At 65.1% G+C, this 18,105-nt stretch carries 15 protein-coding genes; 6 read left to right on the top strand and 9 right to left on the bottom strand.

Annotation, left to right across the window (positions count from 1 at the left end; genetic code table 11):
- Positions 1–5 precede the first annotated feature (5 nt).
- On the bottom strand, positions 6–797 hold the full coding sequence (locus tag ACLKOZ_RS00725; protein ID WP_436472239.1) for a ZIP family metal transporter: 792 nt from the start codon (positions 795–797) through the stop codon (positions 6–8).
- 93 nt (positions 798–890) lie between these two features.
- On the opposite strand from ACLKOZ_RS00725, the gene ACLKOZ_RS00730 reads away from it, so the two are divergent.
- Positions 891–1,211 carry a hypothetical protein gene (locus ACLKOZ_RS00730; protein ID WP_436472240.1) on the top strand — a complete coding sequence of 107 codons (321 nt, stop codon included), beginning with the start codon at positions 891–893 and terminating at the stop codon, positions 1,209–1,211.
- A gap of 84 nt (positions 1,212–1,295) precedes the next feature.
- Here ACLKOZ_RS00730 and ACLKOZ_RS00735 read toward each other — a convergent pair whose 3' ends face one another.
- The 4 genes from ACLKOZ_RS00735 to ACLKOZ_RS00750 form a co-directional block, all read right to left on the bottom strand.
- Positions 1,296–2,837: a DUF222 domain-containing protein gene (locus ACLKOZ_RS00735; RefSeq protein WP_436472241.1), complete on the bottom strand. Its 1,542-nt coding sequence runs from the start codon at positions 2,835–2,837 to the stop codon at positions 1,296–1,298.
- Positions 2,838–2,962: 125 nt separating this feature from the next.
- Positions 2,963–3,358 (bottom strand): DUF1622 domain-containing protein, encoded by a 396-nt coding sequence (locus tag ACLKOZ_RS00740; protein ID WP_436472242.1) that lies wholly within the window; start codon positions 3,356–3,358, stop codon positions 2,963–2,965.
- A 94-nt stretch (positions 3,359–3,452) separates the two neighbouring features.
- Positions 3,453–4,313 (bottom strand): SDR family oxidoreductase, encoded by an 861-nt coding sequence (locus ACLKOZ_RS00745; RefSeq protein WP_436472243.1) that lies wholly within the window; start codon positions 4,311–4,313, stop codon positions 3,453–3,455.
- 4 nt (positions 4,314–4,317) lie between these two features.
- Positions 4,318–5,223 (bottom strand): MSMEG_6728 family protein, encoded by a 906-nt coding sequence (locus ACLKOZ_RS00750; protein WP_376045374.1) that lies wholly within the window; start codon positions 5,221–5,223, stop codon positions 4,318–4,320.
- 156 nt (positions 5,224–5,379) lie between these two features.
- Between ACLKOZ_RS00750 and ACLKOZ_RS00755 the strand changes: the two genes are divergently transcribed.
- The gene (locus ACLKOZ_RS00755) at positions 5,380–5,970 is read left to right on the top strand and encodes a hypothetical protein (RefSeq protein ID WP_436472244.1); all 591 of its coding nucleotides are present in this window, start codon (positions 5,380–5,382) and stop codon (positions 5,968–5,970) included.
- A 109-nt stretch (positions 5,971–6,079) separates the two neighbouring features.
- On the opposite strand, the gene ACLKOZ_RS00760 is transcribed toward ACLKOZ_RS00755, so the two are convergent.
- Complete coding sequence (locus ACLKOZ_RS00760; RefSeq protein WP_436472245.1) at positions 6,080–6,742, bottom strand: transglycosylase family protein; 663 nt, start codon at positions 6,740–6,742, stop codon at positions 6,080–6,082.
- A 191-nt stretch (positions 6,743–6,933) separates the two neighbouring features.
- On the bottom strand, positions 6,934–9,567 hold the full coding sequence (locus tag ACLKOZ_RS00765; RefSeq protein ID WP_436472246.1) for an ATP-binding cassette domain-containing protein: 2,634 nt from the start codon (positions 9,565–9,567) through the stop codon (positions 6,934–6,936).
- Positions 9,568–9,615: 48 nt separating this feature from the next.
- Between ACLKOZ_RS00765 and ACLKOZ_RS00770 the strand changes: the two genes are divergently transcribed.
- The 4 genes from ACLKOZ_RS00770 to ACLKOZ_RS00785 all read left to right on the top strand — a co-directional run bounded on the left by ACLKOZ_RS00770 (position 9,616) and on the right by ACLKOZ_RS00785 (position 13,044).
- Complete coding sequence (locus tag ACLKOZ_RS00770; protein WP_436472247.1) at positions 9,616–10,695, top strand: adenosine deaminase; 1,080 nt, start codon at positions 9,616–9,618, stop codon at positions 10,693–10,695.
- A 258-nt stretch (positions 10,696–10,953) separates the two neighbouring features.
- Positions 10,954–11,910, top strand: coding sequence for a pullulanase X25 domain-containing protein (locus tag ACLKOZ_RS00775; protein WP_436472248.1), 957 nt, complete (start codon positions 10,954–10,956; stop codon positions 11,908–11,910).
- Positions 11,911–12,122: 212 nt separating this feature from the next.
- Positions 12,123–12,668, top strand: coding sequence for a YceI family protein (locus ACLKOZ_RS00780; RefSeq protein ID WP_337350324.1), 546 nt, complete (start codon positions 12,123–12,125; stop codon positions 12,666–12,668).
- Between the two features lie 4 nt (positions 12,669–12,672).
- Positions 12,673–13,044, top strand: a complete 372-nt coding sequence (locus tag ACLKOZ_RS00785; protein WP_436472249.1) for an acylphosphatase — start codon at positions 12,673–12,675, stop codon at positions 13,042–13,044.
- A 27-nt stretch (positions 13,045–13,071) separates the two neighbouring features.
- On the opposite strand, the gene ACLKOZ_RS00790 is transcribed toward ACLKOZ_RS00785, so the two are convergent.
- Both ACLKOZ_RS00790 and ACLKOZ_RS00795 read right to left on the bottom strand, forming a co-directional pair.
- Positions 13,072–16,746, bottom strand: a complete 3,675-nt coding sequence (locus ACLKOZ_RS00790; protein WP_436472250.1) for a TM0106 family RecB-like putative nuclease — start codon at positions 16,744–16,746, stop codon at positions 13,072–13,074.
- Between the two features lie 131 nt (positions 16,747–16,877).
- Positions 16,878–18,077: a TerC family protein gene (locus ACLKOZ_RS00795; protein WP_337346424.1), complete on the bottom strand. Its 1,200-nt coding sequence runs from the start codon at positions 18,075–18,077 to the stop codon at positions 16,878–16,880.
- Positions 18,078–18,105: the final 28 nt, after the last annotated feature.

Here is an 18,105-nt window from a genome sequence, read left to right on the forward strand (position 1 = left end):
CGCGTTCAAGCGAGCGACAGTACAAACGCGAGGACGAAACCCGCCGCAGTGCTGATGGCCACCGCGGGCCCGCCGTGTTCGTAAGCCTCAGGCATGAGCGTGTCGGCGAGTGAGGCAATGACGGCGCCGGCTGCGAACGCCAGGGGTAGGGAGATTGCTTCGGGGTCGGTGCCGGATAGCGGGCCGGCTCCGATCACTACGGCGACTACCAGGAGGATTGCGCAGGCAAGCCACAGTCCAATGACGCTCAACGAGGAACGGCCTTGGCTGCGCATCGAGGCCGCACCCACCAGGGCCTCGGGCAGGTTGGAGACGAAGATGGCGGCGAGCAGGGCCAGTCCTCCGGTTCCTTCTCCCAAGGAAACACCGAGGGCGACGTTTTCCGGCACGCCATCCAGGGTGACGGCTGCTAAGAGAGCCATCCCGGCCGCGCCACGCGTGGAAACCTTGGCGGCCGGCTTGTCCTCCGCCGCAGCATCTGTGTCCAGTTTGGCGCTGCCTTGGAATTCATCGGCAGGTATGGCCTGGTCGCCAGGCTGGGCCCAGCGGTCCAGCAGTGCACTAAGGATTGTGAAAACGATGGCACCGCCCAGCAAGCCAAGTGCGGCCCGAATAATGCCACCGCGCTCATAAGCGTCCTCGAAGAGTTCAAACGCCAGGGCGGTAATCAATGAGCCCGCTGCGAAGGCCAGAAGGATGGCCAGGAGCCGTTTGGGAAGATCGAACCGAACACCGATGAAGGCACCCAGAATCAGTGCACTGGATGCTATGACGCCGAACAACAGCGACATCATCATCCCGTCAGTATAGGAGTGGCGGGCGGGCACGGGAACCTGTGAGTTTCTCAGCAGGAACTTTCGGCGCCGAGACGTATCTGCAAGGGTGGAACCATGACTTACTTCTTGGAGTACACGGTCCCAGCCACTTCCGACGAGGAAGAATTCGCCTTTCCCCACGATGAAATCAGTCCCGGCACTACCGTCCCTTTGGCGCAGACGGATGCGGACATCGTTCATACGCCCGACCTTCCGGCTCGGACGGGCATCATCGGAGCGACTGTCGCAGAAGCCAAGCTCGAGGCCGAGCAGCTCATCACGAATAGCCGCGCCACCGAAGCCACGCTGTATGAGGATCCGTCGAACTCGCTCCGGGCTGGCGTCGGAACCCGGGCGGCCACCTTCAAAGAGGGGCGCGGCTGGCAGGACGCCTAGCCAGACTGAGGCGGTTGGCTGCATGTTTGTTTGTGGCTCAGCGAGAGCGGAGAACGCCCAGTCCATGAAAGGGTGCAGGTGGTCCTAGGGCGCGGCAGGGCCAGGGACAGGCTCAAGTTTCTTGCCGACTGACTTGCCTTCCGCCACGGCGGGGTTGTGTTCTTGGTCCGGGATCGGGCCGAGGATGTGGGGTGGCCATTGGGGTGGTTCCCAGTCTTGGTGTTCGCTTTGGTAGTGGCGGCCGGTGGGTGAGGTCCAGCCTGGTGGTTTGTCGATGCTGGCTTCGGTGGGTGTCCAGGCGGTGGTGTGTTTCAGCCGGTGGTGTTTGGGGCAGGGCTGGCCGAGGTTGCTGATGCCTGTGGTGCCGCCGTCGGCCCAGGCCAGGAGGTGGTCTGCTTCGTTGTCCAGTGATTGGTTGTTGCAGCCGGGGAAGGGGCATTTGCCGTCCCGCATTCTCAGCCATTGGCGCATCGCGGCAGGAACCCGGTAGCTTTGGCGGCCGATCTCCAGCGGTGCCCCGTTGCGGGGGTCGGTCAGGACGCGGTGGAAGGAGCCGGCGCCGTCGGCGACCAGGTTGCGGGCCATCGATGCCGGGATCGGCCCGTAACCGTCGAGGGTGGCGGGCTCGTCGGTGAGGCCCATCAGCGCGAACACCGGCACGGTCACCAGGACCTGCGCCGCCGGTGACGGGACCCGCCCCGCCATCAAGTCGTTGCCCGGCAGGACGTCGGCGGGGCCGCCGTCAGCCGTTGATACATCGACTGACGTATCGTCTGCGGCGCCCGAGCTGAGGAGCAGTTTGGCGGCGATGTCGGCGCGGAGCTGGGTCATGGTGCGGGTCTCGGCCGGGCCCTGGAGTGCCCGGGCGGTGGCGGTGATGCCGTTCCAGATCCCGGCTGCCCGGTCTGCGGGCAGGTAGGCCGAAAGCCAGGCCATGCCGTCCCGGTCCGGGACGTACTCCAGCCGACGGTCCAGCACACTCCTGGCATGGCGCTTTTCAATACTCACCGGATGGTGCCGTTCCCGCCAGGTCCTGGCCTTGGCCCGGAACCGGGACGGGACCAGCTCCCCGGCCGGGCACTCCCGGGCCCGGTCCGGCACGTCCGGGCCCAGGAAACGGGCCTCCAACGCCGCCGCGCCGGCAGCATCCAGGCCGGTCGTTTCATCGACCATGACCTTCGCGTGCTGCCACGACAGATCCCCGGACTGCAGCGCGGCCAGCGTCAGCGGCAAGGTAGTGGTCAGCTCATGGGCCTGCGCCAACAGCGCCGAAGCCGAGCGTTCGCTCACCGTCAGGGCACACGCGACCTCGGACACCACACCCATCTCCTGGGCCGTGTGTTCGCCAGGGCTCCTGACCGGGCCGTCCAGGGCCGCAGCCTTCCCCGCGTACGCGGCGGCCAGGCGCACCCTGAACGCCGCCACCATCGCGTCCACCCGGACCGAACCGCCCAGCCCGTCCAGGCACGTATCGGCCTGCCCCCGCAAAGGATCACCACCCCCGGAACCCGTCCCGGAACCCGTCCCGGAACCGCGGCCACCCAGCCCACGGCGCACAAAGGCAGCAAACTCGGCCGCAGCAGCCTCGAACGCCTCCACCGCCTCGTCAACACCCGGGATCCCCATACCCCCATCATCCAGCGACCCGCCAACAAAAACAGCACAGTAAATTCCCTATGTGGATAACCTCCGACCCACCTGGACCGCCTTATGTGATGGGCACGTCCGGGGGCAAGCTGGTGTCCGCGTGCTTAGGTGTCCGCGCGTGCCCGCTCGGAGGACGACTCGGAAGGTTCCTTCTGCCATGGCCAGCGTCCGGTGATCTCCAGTTCCAGCGAGAAGCTCAGGAAGGTTCGGATCAGGACGATGATCGCGAGCACGCCCACGCTTTCATATGTGGGTGTCACGGCTACCGTGCGAATGATATCGGCGGCCACCAGAAGTTCCAGGCCCAGCAGGATGGACCGCCCCAACAGTTGCCGGTAAGAACGGTACACGGTCAACTTTTCGGATCCAGCAGGGCGCTTTCGAGGTTGGTAGCCGCGCAAGGCCATGGGAATCGATATAACAGCGCCGATGACCATAACGGCTACCCCGGCGAAGTCCATGTACCTGCCCACGGCTTCGATGATGTGCTGGAAGTCCACGATGCTCCTCGGTTACGACGGGTTCTCACAGCCCAATACGCCGCGGTGCGGCTAACGGCGGCCCGGCCCCAAGTCTACGTACGCGCACAGGAAGCTAAGGGTGACGGGCGCCTTTACCAGCAAGGATGGCGCGGTAGCCCTCGCGGAATGACGGGTAGGCGAACTCGAATCCGGTGTTCCGGAGCAAGGCGTTGCTGCACCGCTTGTTGCCACCGCGGGCCTCCCCAGCAGGGCCGATCGGCGGTTCAGGATAGCCCATCTCGGACGCCAGGAAACCCAGCACGTCGCCGAGGTCGGCTGGCTCATTGTCCACGCCAACATATACCGGAGCAGGCATGGACTCCATGGTGCATAGATGGACGATGGCCGCCGCTGCGTCGTCCCGATGGATCCTGTTCGTGTACCGCGGCTCATCTGGAGCGACGGCCGCTCTGCTACGGACCTGGTCGATAAGCCGGGTCCGCCCGGGCCCGTATATGCCACCGAGCCGCAGGACCACCGGTACGCAACCGGTGCCGCGCAACCGCGTTAGCAGGACTTCCTCAGCCTCGCGGAGGATGCGCCCGGAGAAACCACCAGGTGCCGCCGTCGTACTTTCATCAACCCAGCCACCACCCGCGTCCCCATAGACGGCAGTGGAGGAAACAAAGAGGACGCGACGTGGTGTCACGCCGTCGCGGTCCAAGGCGTCCAAAACGTGGGAAAGCCCGTCCACGTACGCTGCCCGGTAGGCCGCTTCCGTGGGTGAATCGGCTGCCACTGCAATCACGACGGCGGCAATTCCGGCCGGGATAGCGGGAAGGGCCGCGGTGGACAGGTCAGCTGCGACGCCTTCGATTTCTGCGGGAAGTTTTTCCGGCGAGCGTCGCCAACCCACTACGCGGTGTCCTGCCGCAGCGAAGCGCAGGCCCGCTTCCGTGCCCAGATCGCCGCAGCCGGCCAGGAGGATGGTCATGCGGTCAGGGAGCGGGGACCGGGAAGAAGACCCGGGGGTCCTGCAGGAGTGCCGGGTAGTCGAAGGCGGAGCGGTCGATCACCTCGGTGACGCTGAAGTTCCGGCCAAAGCGGCCGTCGTCGAGCGTGATGGGCCGGCCCAGGACCTGGCCTACAGCGAACTTGGCGCCGTCCTCGAACGAGACCGCCACAGCGGTTTTGCCAGGGAGGGTGGCAAACGCTTCCTCCTGGGCCTGGCGCTTCCTCGTCGGCTTCTTGATCTTCGCCTTGGGCGGAAGCTTCCGGGGCTGCTTGGAGGGACGGCGCGACCCGTCGTCCGCATAAACGGGGGAGTAGTCGTCCTGCTCGGCGGCAGCAATGGCGCGGCGGACCGGCGGCAGCGCCACGGTGTTTAGTGTCTCCGGGCTGAATTCTGCGTGCGGTGAGCGCAGGATCCACAGGATGTCGCCTTCGGGGTCCTCGGGCAGGAACTCATGCTTGGGCTCGGGCCAGATGTAGTCAATGTCCGGTATGGCGTCAGGGAACACAGACTTGTAGAACTTGGGTTCCTTGCGGAGGAGCTTAGACCGGTGGCTCAGGTGGAAATCCGAATTTCCCAGCCATGGCGGCATGGGGATTTTGGCGGCGTAATCGGGGTGGGCTGCCTGCGGAGCGAACTCGGTGATGTTGGCGCGGGTGTTGTCCGGGTGGCCACGTTCAGTCCACTCGTCGACCATGGCCAAGCCGTACATGGTCAGGGCCGGAACGTAGCCCATCCACATCCGGACGGCCGGGTGGGTCTGCCAGCCGTACTCGGGGATGACCAGCGCCCGAAGGGTCTGCAGCGCTTCGACGCGCTGCTTGCCGAGCCTGGCAGTGTCCAGTGCTGCGGCGCTCTGCCGGAAATCGGGGTACGGAAGGAAGGTTTGCATCCCTTCAGTCTGACGGCATGCGGCCCAAGTGCCAATTGCAGTGCCGGCCGCCACAGGGGAAAGCCGGCGAATGTTCACATAGTGGACCGATGCATACAGCAGGTAGGCCTTACCACTAAGATCACCGAAACACCCCAGCGTCCCGGAAGCCTTTACATGACAACTACACCTGAAATGACCGCCGGTACTGCACAGCCTTTCATGCCCAAATTCGGGCAGATGCTAAGTCCGGAGGCCAAGGGCATCCTGGTCCTTGATGAGTTCATAATCGACCCCGCCACGGCCCGCAAGGACCAGCACGGCTTCCGCGCCGCCCTGGCGTCCGTGGCCCTGACCCTCCGCAAGATCGCCGCCCTTCGCGTCATCATCGCGATTGTGGCCATCGGAAACCTGCCGCTGTTCCTCCTGACCAGCGGCTGGTGGATCTACGGTGTCTCCCTTGCCCTCGTCATCGGCGTCCATGCGGCTGTGTCCTGGCTCAACAAGCACGAACCCAAAGTCCGCCAGCGCCAGAGCCTCGAACTGCACTTGCACCGCGAACGGAGCGCGAATTACCGCAAAGTCCGTGACGCTGTGAAGTACATGATCGACACGCCCAGCCGCATGAACGAGCACCTTTACCTCGAACTGCTGGCAGCTAAGCGCGTGGCACTGAACGTGGCCCATGGCACGGTGGCCCTCCTGGATACCAGCGATGACGCCGCCTGGAAAGTGCGTATCATCCGCGAAATCCCGGCCGCAGCGTAACCGCAGCAGCCAGCCCACAAGCTCAAGACGCAACAACGACGCCGGAGTTCCCCGCTGGGGGGAGCTCCGGCGTCGTTATTCCGGATAGAAAGCCGGGGTTCCTGGCAGCCTAGGCTGGAAGCTGCAGGACCTGGCCCTCAAACACGAGGTCAGGATCAGCGACGGTGTCCGTGTTGGCGTCGGCCAGGCTCTGCCAACCGCCATCGATGCCCAGCTTTTCGGCTGCGGTGCTGAGGGTATCGCCCGCCTCTAATGTGTAGGTTTCGCCGCTCAACGCCACGGGCGCGACGTGCTGGGCTGCCTGGACCGCGTCGGTCGGCGCTGCCAGTGGCGCGGTCTCGACCGGGACGCTTTGGACCGGTGCCGTCTCGACCGGGACGCTTTGGACCGGGACGCTCTGGGGAGCAACCGCAGTGGCGCCGCCTCCACCGCTCAGGCCAAGCTGGGAGGCGCAGGACGGCCAGGCACCCCAGCCCTGGGCGGCTTGCACTTGTTCGGCCACGGCGATCTGCTGCTCACGGCTGGCGTCTGCCGCCGAGCCTGTGCCGCCGTAGGCTGCCCACGTGCTGGCGCTGAACTGCAGGCCGCCTGTGTAGCCGTTGCCGGTGTTGGTGGACCAGTTGCCGCCGCTCTCACACTGCGCCAGGGCGTCCCATGTTGATGTGCTGGTGGCCGCGTTGGCGGCTGTTGCGGAGAGTGCCAGCCCTGCTGCTGAGACGGCGGCAAGGGTGACTCCACGGCGTGCGGCAGTACGGAAGGTGGTGTTTTTCATGTGGTGATGCTCCTGAAGGCCACCTGCGCTCGATCCGTCCCCGGAGGTCGTTGCGCCACTGCCCGCCCCTGACGAATAGAGGTCATTTTCGGTGTCTGCCGGCCGGGCAGTTCTGGTGGAGGCAGCACCGGGCATTCCTGTCGCCCGCTTAGCGGGCTTGTCTTTCACGCTAGGACATCACGGTGCCGTTATCAAACCGAGATGCTTTCTGGGAGTTGGCTGGTGGCCGGTTGGGGTAGTGCCGCGGCCAGGTAAGCGGCGGTTCGGCTGTGGGGGGAACGCGCGACGTCGGCAACGGTTCCGGCGGCGACGATCCGGCCGCCGGCATCCCCGCCCGACGGGCCCAGGTCGATGACCCAGTCCGCCCCGGCCACGACGGCCATCTCGTGTTCCACCACCACCACGGTGTTGCCACTGTCCACCAGTCCGTGGAGTTGGGCCATGAGCAGTTGAACATCGGCGGGGTGGAGCCCGGTAGTGGGCTCGTCCAGAAGGTAGAGGGTGTGGCCCTTCTTTGCGCGCTGAAGCTCGGTGGCCAGCTTGATGCGCTGGGCCTCGCCGCCAGAGAGTTCAGTGGCCGGCTGGCCCAGGCGGAGGTAGCCCAGGCCGACGTCCCTAAGGCTCTTCAGGCTGCGGGCCGCGGCGGGAACATCAGCCAGGAACGCAGCAGCAGCGTCCACCGTCAGGCGGAGCACCTCGGCCACGTTCTTCCCCCGGTACGTCACCTCCAGGGTTTCCGGGTTGTAGCGGGAACCGCCGCACTCCGGGCACGGGCCGTAGCTGCCCGGGAGGAAGAGCAGTTCCACTGCAACAAAGCCCTCGCCTTGGCAGGTTTCGCAGCGGCCGCCGGCCACATTGAAGGAGAACCTCCCGGCGCCGAACCCGCGTGCCCGGGCCTGCTCCGTGGCGGCGAACTCCTTGCGCACGGCGTCGAACAGTCCGGTATAGGTGGCGAGGTTGGAGCGGGGCGTGCGCCCGATGGGCTTCTGGTCCACGGTGACCAGCCTGTCGATCCGGTCGGTGCCGCTGACAAGTCCTATCGACAACGGCGTAGCAGGTCCTTCCTCGTCCGGGCCTTCCGTCTGCGTAGCTTTTGCCGGTTGTCCCGCCTGGTGGGTCCTCAGTCCGGATCCCACCACCTCCCCAAGGACGTGGCTCACCAAGGTGGACTTGCCGGAACCGGACACTCCAGTGACTGCCGTCAAGACGCCCAACGGGAACCGCGCATCGAGATCCTTGAGGTTGTGCCGACTGATGCCGGCCAGCTCCAGCCAGCCATCGGGCTTCCGGCCACCGCCCGTCCGTGGCGCGTCGCCGCCGTCGGACTTGCTGCGTCCAAAAGTGCCGCCGGACCCACTGTGGGCGCCGCCGCCGTCGAACAGGAACGGGCGGGTAACCGATTCCTCGATGGCCGCGAGCCCGGCAACGGGACCGCTGTAAAGCACCTCGCCGCCGCCTTCCCCCGCGCGGGGTCCAACGTCCACCAGCCAGTCAGCCCGGCGGACCACGTCCATGTTGTGCTCCACCACGAAAACCGAGTTCCCGGAGGCCTTGAGCTGGTCCAATACCGCCAGGAGCGGCTCCGCGTCTGCCGGATGGAGGCCGGCCGACGGCTCGTCCAGCACATAGATCACGCCGAACAGTCCGGAACGCAGCTGCGTGGCGATCCTCAGCCGCTGCATCTCGCCGGGTGAGAGGGTGGGAGTGGCGCGGCCCAGGGCAAGGTATCCCAGGCCCAGCTCCAACAGCACGGTGATGCGCTGCAGGAGGTCTGCGGTGATGGCTACCGCCACCTCGTTTTCCTCACCGGAGGGTTGCCGGCGGGAGGCAGTTCCGGCGTCCTTCAAAACGGCGGTCGGACGGAGGATCTCGGCCAACTCGGCCATCGGCGTTGCGTTGAATTCTGCGATGTTCCGGCCCGCGAAGGTTACGGCGAGGGCTTCAGTCCGGAGCCCGGTGCCGCCGCAGCGCGGACACGGCCCGGACTCCATAAACGCCAGGACGCGCTCGCGCATGGCGGTGCTCTGGGAGTCCGCCAAGGTGTGCAGGACGTAGCTTTTGGCGCTCCAGAAGCGCCCCTTGTAGGGCTTGGCCACGCGGTCCCGCTCGGGGGTGACTTCCACGACGGGCTGTTCATCGGTGAACAGGATCCAGTCGCGTTGCTTCCTGGGCATCTTCCGCCAGGGCACGTCCACGTCGTAGCCGAGATGGCTGAGGATATCGCGGAGGTTTTTTCCCTGCCACGCTCCCGGCCAAGCCGCGATGGCACCTTCCCGGATGGTCAAGGTGGAGTCCGGGACCAGGGATTCCTCGGTCACCGTATGGGCGACGCCCAGTCCGTGGCATTCGGGGCAGGCTCCGGCTGCGGTGTTCGGTGAAAAGGCGTCGGAGTCCAGTTGCGCGGCGCCCGCAGGGTAGGTCCCGGCCCGCGAAAAGAGCATTCGGAGCGAGTTGGAGAGTGTGGTCACCGTGCCCACCGTTGAGCGGCTGCTGGGCGCGCCGCGCCGCTGTTGAAGCGCGACGGCGGGCGGCAGCCCGGAGATCATCTCCACCTTGGGATTGTGGCCTTGCTGGATAAGGCGGCGTGCGTACGGTGCCACAGATTCGAAGTAGCGCCGCTGGGCTTCGGCATAGATGGTGCCAAAAGCCAGTGACGACTTACCCGAACCGGAGACCCCCGTGAACGCCACGATGGAGTCCCGCGGCACATCCACGTCCACGTTCCGCAGGTTGTTCTCGCGCGCGCCCCGGACCCGCACAAAGCCGTCCGAAAGATGGTCAGGAGTGGGAAGGGAAATATCGTCAGCTTGCTGAGGGTTCCGCATTGATCCGACTCTAGCCGCGAACCGGCCGGTGGGCGATATCCTGACCCGATGGACAATTACCGGGACACAGCCGCCACTCCGCTCGCCGAACCGGAAGTTCCGGCGTCGGACCTTCCAGACACGGAGCTGGCCGGGACCGAAGCGGTTGTGAGGATCCTGCCCGTCGCGGAACTGCACCTGCACATCGAGGGAACCCTGCAGCCGGAGCTGATTTTTGAGTTGGCGGAGCGCAACGGCATCTCCCTCCCATATTCGGGGCTTGACGAGCTTCGTGGACTGTACGAGTTCACCGACCTTCAGTCTTTCCTGGACCTGTACTACGCCAACATGGCGGTGCTGCAGACGGAACAGGACTTCGCCGATATGACCCGCGACTACCTGGCCCGGGCTGCGGCCGCCGGTGTCCGGCACGCCGAGATCATGATGGACCCGCAGGCCCACCTGTCCCGAGGCATCAGCCTGGAAACCTGTGTCAACGGAGTGGCCTCCGCCTTAGCGACCTCGGTGAAGGACTTCGGCATCTCCACCATGCTGATCGCCGCGTTCCTTCGCGACCTCTCCGAGGAATCGGCGCTCGAAGTCCTGGATGGATTGTTGGCCATGAACGCCCCGATCGGCGCGATCGGCCTGGACTCGGCCGAGGTGGGCAATCCGCCGTCGAAGTTTGAACGACTCTTCGCCAAAGCCCGGGAAGCGGGCCTGCGGCTGACCGCCCACGCGGGCGAGGAGGGACCGGCGTCGTACATCATCGAGGCCCTGGACATCCTGGGCGTGGAGCGAATCGACCATGGAATCCGGTGCATGGAGGACCCCGACCTGGTGGAGCGCCTTGTAGCAGACCGGATTCCGCTGACAGTCTGCCCACTGTCCAACGTCCGGTTGCGCGCTGTGGATACGCTGGCGGACCACCCGCTGCCCGCCATGCTGGCAGCCGGGCTCAACGTCTCAGTTAATTCGGATGATCCGGCGTATTTCGGCGGGTACGTGGACGACAACTTCGCCCAGCTCGAAACTGCCTTGGGGCTTTCCGACTTTGACCGTTCCCGGCTGGCCGCCAACTCCATCCACTCGTCCTTTGCCTCGGAGGAGCGCAAAGCGGAGCTGCTGGACGAACTGAACCGGGCGTAGCCCAAAAAGCCTTGGACGCAACCGTGGCTACCAGCGGCTAAACTAGTGCCGCAAAGCGTGTCTGGGCGGGGACCGGCGGAAGCCATTTCAGCGCCCCGGGGTTGAGTAAACAGCCCCAAACCCGAGACTCCCGCCTCACTTCCGGTGTTACACGCGTCATAGTCGGTCACGACACGCAGAGTTAACCAATTCAAGTCGTGCGATTTAACAGGCTATTGGCAAGATGCCTATTGACCGATCGCTTTACAAAGGGGAACCATGGCCAAGTCCACTACAGAAAACACCAACCTTCGACTCAAGTCCGTGCTGGATGTCCTGACGGAAGGCACGTGGACCGGCGATGCTCTGAACGCAGGAGGCGTGCTCGCAGAAGCCACCGCCCGCGTACCGTTCAGCCCGCACGAGGCCGAGCTTCTCAGCGGCGGGATCCCCCGCGGACACAAGACCCTCACGTCCGCTACCGCCAAGCTGGTCAAGGCCGGCTGGCTGGTCAAGGGCCGCTCCGGTTGGACCATCACCGAGGACGGGATGCGGGCCACGGTTGCCTTCCCTGATGCGGACTCGTTTGCCTCGGCGCTCGACGCCGGAACTCCCGTCCCTGCCGACACCCCGGTTCCGGTTGCGCCTGTTGCCGCCCCCGCCAAGGTTGCCGCGGCCAGGACTACCCGCAAGAGCGCCGTGGTCAAGGACTCCGCAGCCGGCGATGAGGTCGCCAAGAAGGCTCCCGCCAAGAAGGCCCCTGCCAAGAAGGCGCCGGCGAAGAAGGCTGCCGAGGCTGTCGGCAAGGCCGCCAAGATTATCGAAGAGGCCGTGGAGCCGGTGGTCAAGGCTGTCCGTACGCGCAAGGCTGCTCCGAAGACGAAGTCGGAAGCAGCTGTGGCGGAATCGCTTGAAGGACCGGATGTGGAAACCTTCCCGCAGCCCGAGGCCGTGGCAGTGGCGGGTGACTTCAACACGCTCCTTGGCGCTCCCGAGGACTGGGCTCCGCAGTACGACGAAGCCCAGATGACGTTCGATTTCGTCGCCCAGCAGTGGGTTATCAGTGCCGAGCTGCCTGCTGGCTACTACACCTTCAAGATCGCGTTGAACCGTTCCTGGGAAGAGAACTACGGCGCGTTCGGCACCTTCGATGGCCCCAACCACGAACTGCACCACAACGGCGGCACTGTCACCATCCGTTACGATCACCGCACCAGGGATATCGTCATCAACTGACTGCGCCGGGGAGTTTTTGTCCAGTAGGGGTGGCGGCCTGCGGATCCTCCGTGGGCGCCCCAACTAAGTAGCAGTAAGTGTCGTTATGAGGCGCCAAAACGACATCTGCTGCTACCTAGTTGGGGTGACTCTCTCTGGACAAAAACTGCGTAGTGACGCACTGTGGGTTTTGGTCGCTGTGACCGGTTTCCACCCACCTAGGAGATGCGGAAATGACTCTTCCCTCAGGAATCACGCCGGGCGTCTGGACATTGGACATGTCCCACAGCGAGATCGGCTTTACGGTCCGCCACGCGGGCATCAGCAAAGTCCGTGGCCGCTTCACGGACGCCAGCGCCGAGGCCAGGATCGGCCAGTCCCTGGCCGACGCCTCGCTCCACGCCACCGTTAAGACAGCGAGCTTCGATTCCGGCGACCCCAATCGGGACGGCCACGTGAAGGGCCCGGATTTTTTCGACGTGGAGAACTTCCCCGAGATGACTTTCCGGGCCACCTCAGCAGAAGGCGACGGCGAGGACTACACGCTCACCGGCGACCTCACCATCCGCGGCATCACCAAACCCATCGAACTCGAAGTTGAATTTACCGGCGTGGCCGTTGATCCCTTTGGAGCCACCCGCGCCGGCTTCTCCGCAGAGGCCGAGATCAGCCGCAAGGAGTTCGGCCTGACGTGGAACGCGGTCCTGGAAACGGGCGGCCTCCTGGTGAGCGACAAAGTCAGGATCAACGTCGAAGCGGCGCTGGTCAAGCAGTCCTGACGCCATGGCAGCTTCCGAAGGGCGGCATTCCGGAAGGCACTCCGCTGGACGGGATTCATCAGGACAAGACTGGGCAGGACCGGACTGGGCAGGACCGGACGACGGCGACATCCGGCTTTCCGCCCGCGTTTTCGGCGTGGTGCAGGGCGTCGGATTCCGTTTTTGGACGATGGGCAAGGCGGAGGAGTTGGGCCTGACGGGGTTGGTGAAAAACCTCGACGACGGCTCGGTCTCGGTGATTGCCGAGGGACCACCAGCCCGGGTGGAGGAGTTGCTCGACTGGCTGAAGTCGGACAACACCCCCGGCAGGGTGGAAAGGGTTGAAGATACCCTGTCCGCGGCCGAGGGTGCCTTCCGCGGTTTCAAGGCCCGCTGACCGGGGCGTTTTGTTGACCGGCGCGTTTTACTTTTCGCCCGGCCGGACGACACTGGTCCTGGGGCTTAGGCCGATGAACGCTCCGAGTTGCTCCAGCACCTCTGGTTTCCGGGGCATGTAGTTGGTGAGTTCGGGGGAACGGACAATCACTGCCCGCCACTGGCCGCGGGAAACTGCCACGTTGATCCTGTTCCGGTTCAACAGGAATTCGGCGCCGCGAGGGGCTTCGGCAACAGCGGAGCAGGCCATGGACACCAGGACAACGGGAGCCTCCTGCCCTTGGAACTTGTCCACGGTTCCCACCCGAACGCCTTCCAGGCCCGCCTGTTGGAGCGTGTGGCGGATCAGCTGGACCTGGGCGTTGTAGGCGGCTACCACGAGGATGTCTTCGGCTGCCAGCGGCCGGGCAGGCTGGTCGCCGCCGGAAATCCACTTCAGCCCGATGTGCCGCCGCGCCTGCCTGGCCACTTCGGCGGCCTCTTCGGCGGACGAGGTGGTGTTGCCGCTGTGATCTACGAACACCGTTTCCACTCCGGGAGCCACCTCGGCCAGGCTCCGGAGTGTGGCCGCCGGTGCGGATTCGAGCTTGGCGTCGTAGCTCAGTACTGACACTGCGCGGCACAGTTCGGGGTGCATTCGCCAACTGTCCGCCAGGAAATAGCCCAGCTCCGCGGGGAGCGTGGCGTGCCCGGCAGCCAGCCAGCCGAGCGCAGACTCGTCCACGGGTTCCGGGTGCGAGCCCTGGGTAACCTGCGGGAGCTGTTGCGGGTCCCCCAGGAGCAGCAGGCGTTGAGCGGAACGTGCCACAGCCAAGGTGTTGGCCAGCGAGAACTGCCCTGCTTCGTCAATGACCAGCAGGTCCAGGGACCCGGCCGGAACTGTCTTGCCGGTCATGGTCCACGCGGTACCGCCCACCAGGCATCCGCCGTGCGAAGCAAGCAGGGCGGCGACATCGGCTTCCTTAGTGTGGTGCCAGGGCACGTCGTGATCCGAGGCGAGTTTCTTGGCCACCCGGTCAGGGGCAACTCCGGCGGTTTTGATGGCTGTGCAGAGCATGTTCTCCACAACAGCGTGGGACTGGGCGACAACGCCGATTTTCCAGCCCTCATGCACCAGCCGGGCGATGACATGGGAGCCGACGTAGGTCTTGCCGGTTCCCGGAGGACCCTGGACGGCGAGGTAGGAGCGGTCAAGGTCCTGCAGCGAGGCGGTAATGGCCGTGACATAGTCCGCCGCGCCGGAGCTGTCCTTCCCGACGGCGGCGGGGGAGGAGAGCGAGCGGAACCGCGGCGGTGCCTTGCGCAGGATGTCCACACCCGGGTGCTCCGGCAACCGGGGCACCGAGGCACCCACGGACTGGGCCAGCTCCGCCAAGGCGGCCTCTATATTCAGTGTGGGGACGGGCTTATCCTCCGTCAGGGCAACCGGGAAGTGCGGGTACGCTGGGACCTTGCCGGTCTCCTTTTCCTCGATGGTGATGAGGGTTTTGCCCGGAATGTCCGGGTGGTCCTCTACGGCGGTGACCAGGGTGCCGAAGCTAAAGCCACGCGCCAGCAGGTTTCCCTGCGGATCCTCCAGTCCGTCTGGCACTGGTGAATCATAGAGCCGGCACCACGTGCTGCCGGGTTTGAAGTCCGAGCCCTCACTCATGGTTCCGCAGAGCCTCAGGACACGGGTGCGCATCCGCACTGTGGGCTTGGCGAGGACCCAGTCCGCTACCACTTCGGCGGAGTCCACCACAAACACATTGCGGTGCTCGGACCAGTGGTCGATTTCGGATTCCGTGCGGTCGAAGTGCTCCCACCAGAACTGCTTCCGTTCGCGCCGGTGGTAGCCGGTGGCGGCGGCCACCATGGCGATGGCACGCTCATCGTCGGTCCAGGGCCTGGTATCGGGGAGTCCGGCCAGATACTCCCGGAGCCGGAGCTCCTCGGGCGTTGGTTCCACTTCCGGCCCGTCCTCCGGAAGGTCCCGCAGCAGCGGCAGCTGCCCCCCGGCGTCGAGCGTTACTGCCGCCGCGGGCTCCCCTGGTGGGGCCCCGGAAGCCGAACTCCGCAACTGCAGTAGCCAATCGCGGAGGCGGAGGGTGGAGAGGCAGTCGTATTCGTTGTAGTCAGAAATTGAGGCCAGGATTTCGTGGGCGCCGGCAGCATCGCCGTCGTCCCGCGCCGCGCAGTAGGCGGCGTAGGCCACCACGGAGGCACCTGCATCCTTCACGTCGCCTGAGCGGAGGTTGTCGCCCATATAGAGGGGCTCAAGTTTCTTGATGGAGTAGGAGGGCTCGGAGATCCGGAGGGAGTGCCGGGCCGTGGCGTAAAGGTCCACCAGTAGACCTTCCCGGAGCCAGGCGTCTACGATCTCCTCGCCCGCCAGGTGGGTCACGGACAGGTTCCGGAGCGCAGACTTTTCATACGCGGCGTAGTGGTAGACATGCATGTCCGGGTACCGGGAACGACGTTCCTCCACGTAGGCCAGGAAGTCCAGGAAAGCCTGCCGTTCTTCAGAGCGGGAATGCGCCCAGAACGGACGGAATACCGGCTGATCAGCGGTATCAGCGGCGGCATCCGGGGACTCAATCACGCCGAACAGGTACTCCAGTCCCCACCTGCTGGTGGCCGGGTCCTGCCAAAGCGGATCACCCTCGAAGTCAAAGAAGATGTCGCCAGGGCTGGGCGCGGGGATGGTGTCCAGTGCATTCTCCGGCAGCACCTTGAACGTGACCGTGTGGTACTCGCCGTCCTTGGTGAACGTCCGCGAGCCGTGCGGAACGTCCCGGCCCAACTGCATCCTGGCCTGGTCGCGGAGCCGTGCCAGTGAACCGGTTGCCTGCTCCGGCGGAAGGTCCGCCAGGGCATCAATGGTGGTGATTCCCTCGGCACGAAGCTTCTTCCGGCGGAGGGTGGACATCCCGCCCACCATCAAGAGGTCCCGGTGGGCCTTGACCTGCTCGGCGCAATAGTTACACCGCCCGCAACAGGTGATGCCGGGCTGCAGCCACTCCACGGGGCCGTCGCCTCCGCGGTGGGAAGCGGTCAGGGCACGGAAGCGATCGCGGCGCTCGCGGAAGACCGGCAGCAGGTCCGGCAGGGAATGGACGCTGCGCACGTAGTCGCCGTCCACCACGGCGCCCAGCACCAGGGTGACCTTGGGGGAGGGGTCCAGCCCCATCCCGATCAGCTGGTCGCCATAGGCAGCCAGCTGCAGGAGGGCGCCCACCTTGGCGTGCCGGGCCAGCTTGGTGTCCCAGACCTCGTACCGTCCCGGACTTCCGGTGCCGGCGGCTTCGTTGACGATGAAGTCCGCGTAGCCGAGGAATTCGCCGTCGAAGAAGGTTGCCTGGAAGACCACGTCCGCCCCTGCCCGCAGCGCCAACTCGGTTTCCGCCTGCTTGGCCACGAGGTCTGCACGGACGTTTTCGCCACGCTCGATCGAGTACACACCGGCACCGCGGCTGGCATCCCACTGGCCGTATTGCGCGATCAGGCCCGCCAACACCTTCGCCTCATGCTTGTCGCCCAGGGCGCCGGCGCGGCGTTGCATCTCGTCGTCGGGAAATTCGGCCTTGGTGGAGCGGCCCAGTTTCTCGTCCAGGACCCGGAGCGTGCGGTATTCACACTCGCTGGCGGCCACGAGGTCGCTGGCGGAAAACACCAGGTCAGGCGCCGCGCCGGGATCATGGGTGGCAGGATCGAGCAGGAACATGGGGCCTCCCCATTGACTGGCCTGGCCTGAGGGCGGTTCCCCTGGCCTTTATTTGAATCTAGCAAGAGGGACTGACAATTTGGTCCGGACGGCGGTCCCGGCGGCAGGGAGAGGGGTGGCGGGGTCTCCGGTCAGCCCTCGGCGTCCGCCCGGACCTGGGCCTTGTCGTGCTCGGTGTGGGCGTTGCGCAACAGCGTTAGGAACTCGGTCTCGTTGCGGATGAGCCGCTTGTACTTCTCGGGCAGCTTGCGGATCTGGTCTTCCTCGCGGACCATCCGGGCGAAGATCTTGTCCCGCTCCGCCATGTCCGTTTCGTAGGTGAGGTCCAGGTATTCGGTGGCGTGCCGCTTGGCGCCGGACACCGCGTTCTTGGCTTTGCCCTTGGGACTGAAGATGGACGCGAGGATGGTGACCACCAGGACGCCCAGGATCACCGTGAGGGAAACTGCCGTGCTGACTTCCACCACATTGACGTGCTGGCCGTCGTTGACGAACGGCAGGGTGTTCTCATGCAAGGCGTGCAGGATCAGTTTCACGCCGATGAAGCCCAGGATGGCTGCCAACCCGTAGGAGAGGAAAATCAGGCGGTCCAGCAGGCCGTCAATGAGGAAGAACAGCTGGCGCAGGCCCATCAGCGAGAACGCAGTGGCAGTAAAGACGATGTACACATTCTGGGTCAGGCCGAAAATTGCGGGGATGGAGTCCAGGGCAAACAGGATGTCGGTGCCGCCAATGGCCACCATCACCAGGAGCATCGGTGTCAGGACGCGCTTGCCGTCCTCCATGGTGAACAGTTTGTCGCCGTCGTAATGTGCCGACGCCGGGAGGTACTTCTTGGCGAGCCTGACCACCAGGCCTTCGGATTCTTCGTCGTGGACATTGGGCCTGAGCAGGTTGCCGGCGGTGATCAGGAGGATGAGTCCGAAGATGTAGAACACCCACGCGAAGCTGTTGATCAGGGCGGCGCCGAGGAAGATGAAGGCCGTGCGGGCAATGAGCGAAAAGACGATGCCGAACAGCAGCACCTTTTGCTGGTCCGCCCTGGGCACCCGGAAGCTGGCCATGATGATGAGGAACACAAAGAGGTTGTCCACGGACAGCGCCTTCTCCGTGACGTAGCCGGCGAAGTATTCGGTACCCATGGTGGTGCCGCCAAACATCAGCACGCCAAGGCCAAAGAGGAGCGCGATTCCCACGTAGATGGAGGACCAGATGGCCGATTCCTTCAAAGACGGGGTGTGGGCCTTTCGGACATGGAAGAAGAAATCGAAGGCCAGAAGGCCAACAATTCCTGCGATGGTCAGGGTCCAGACAATGGAGGGAACTTCCACGTGGCGGGCCTTTCGTCGGAGTCTCCCT

Origin of the sequence: Arthrobacter sp. R4, assembly GCF_051365025.1 — a bacterium.
Classification (GTDB): Bacteria; Actinomycetota; Actinomycetes; order Actinomycetales; family Micrococcaceae; genus Arthrobacter.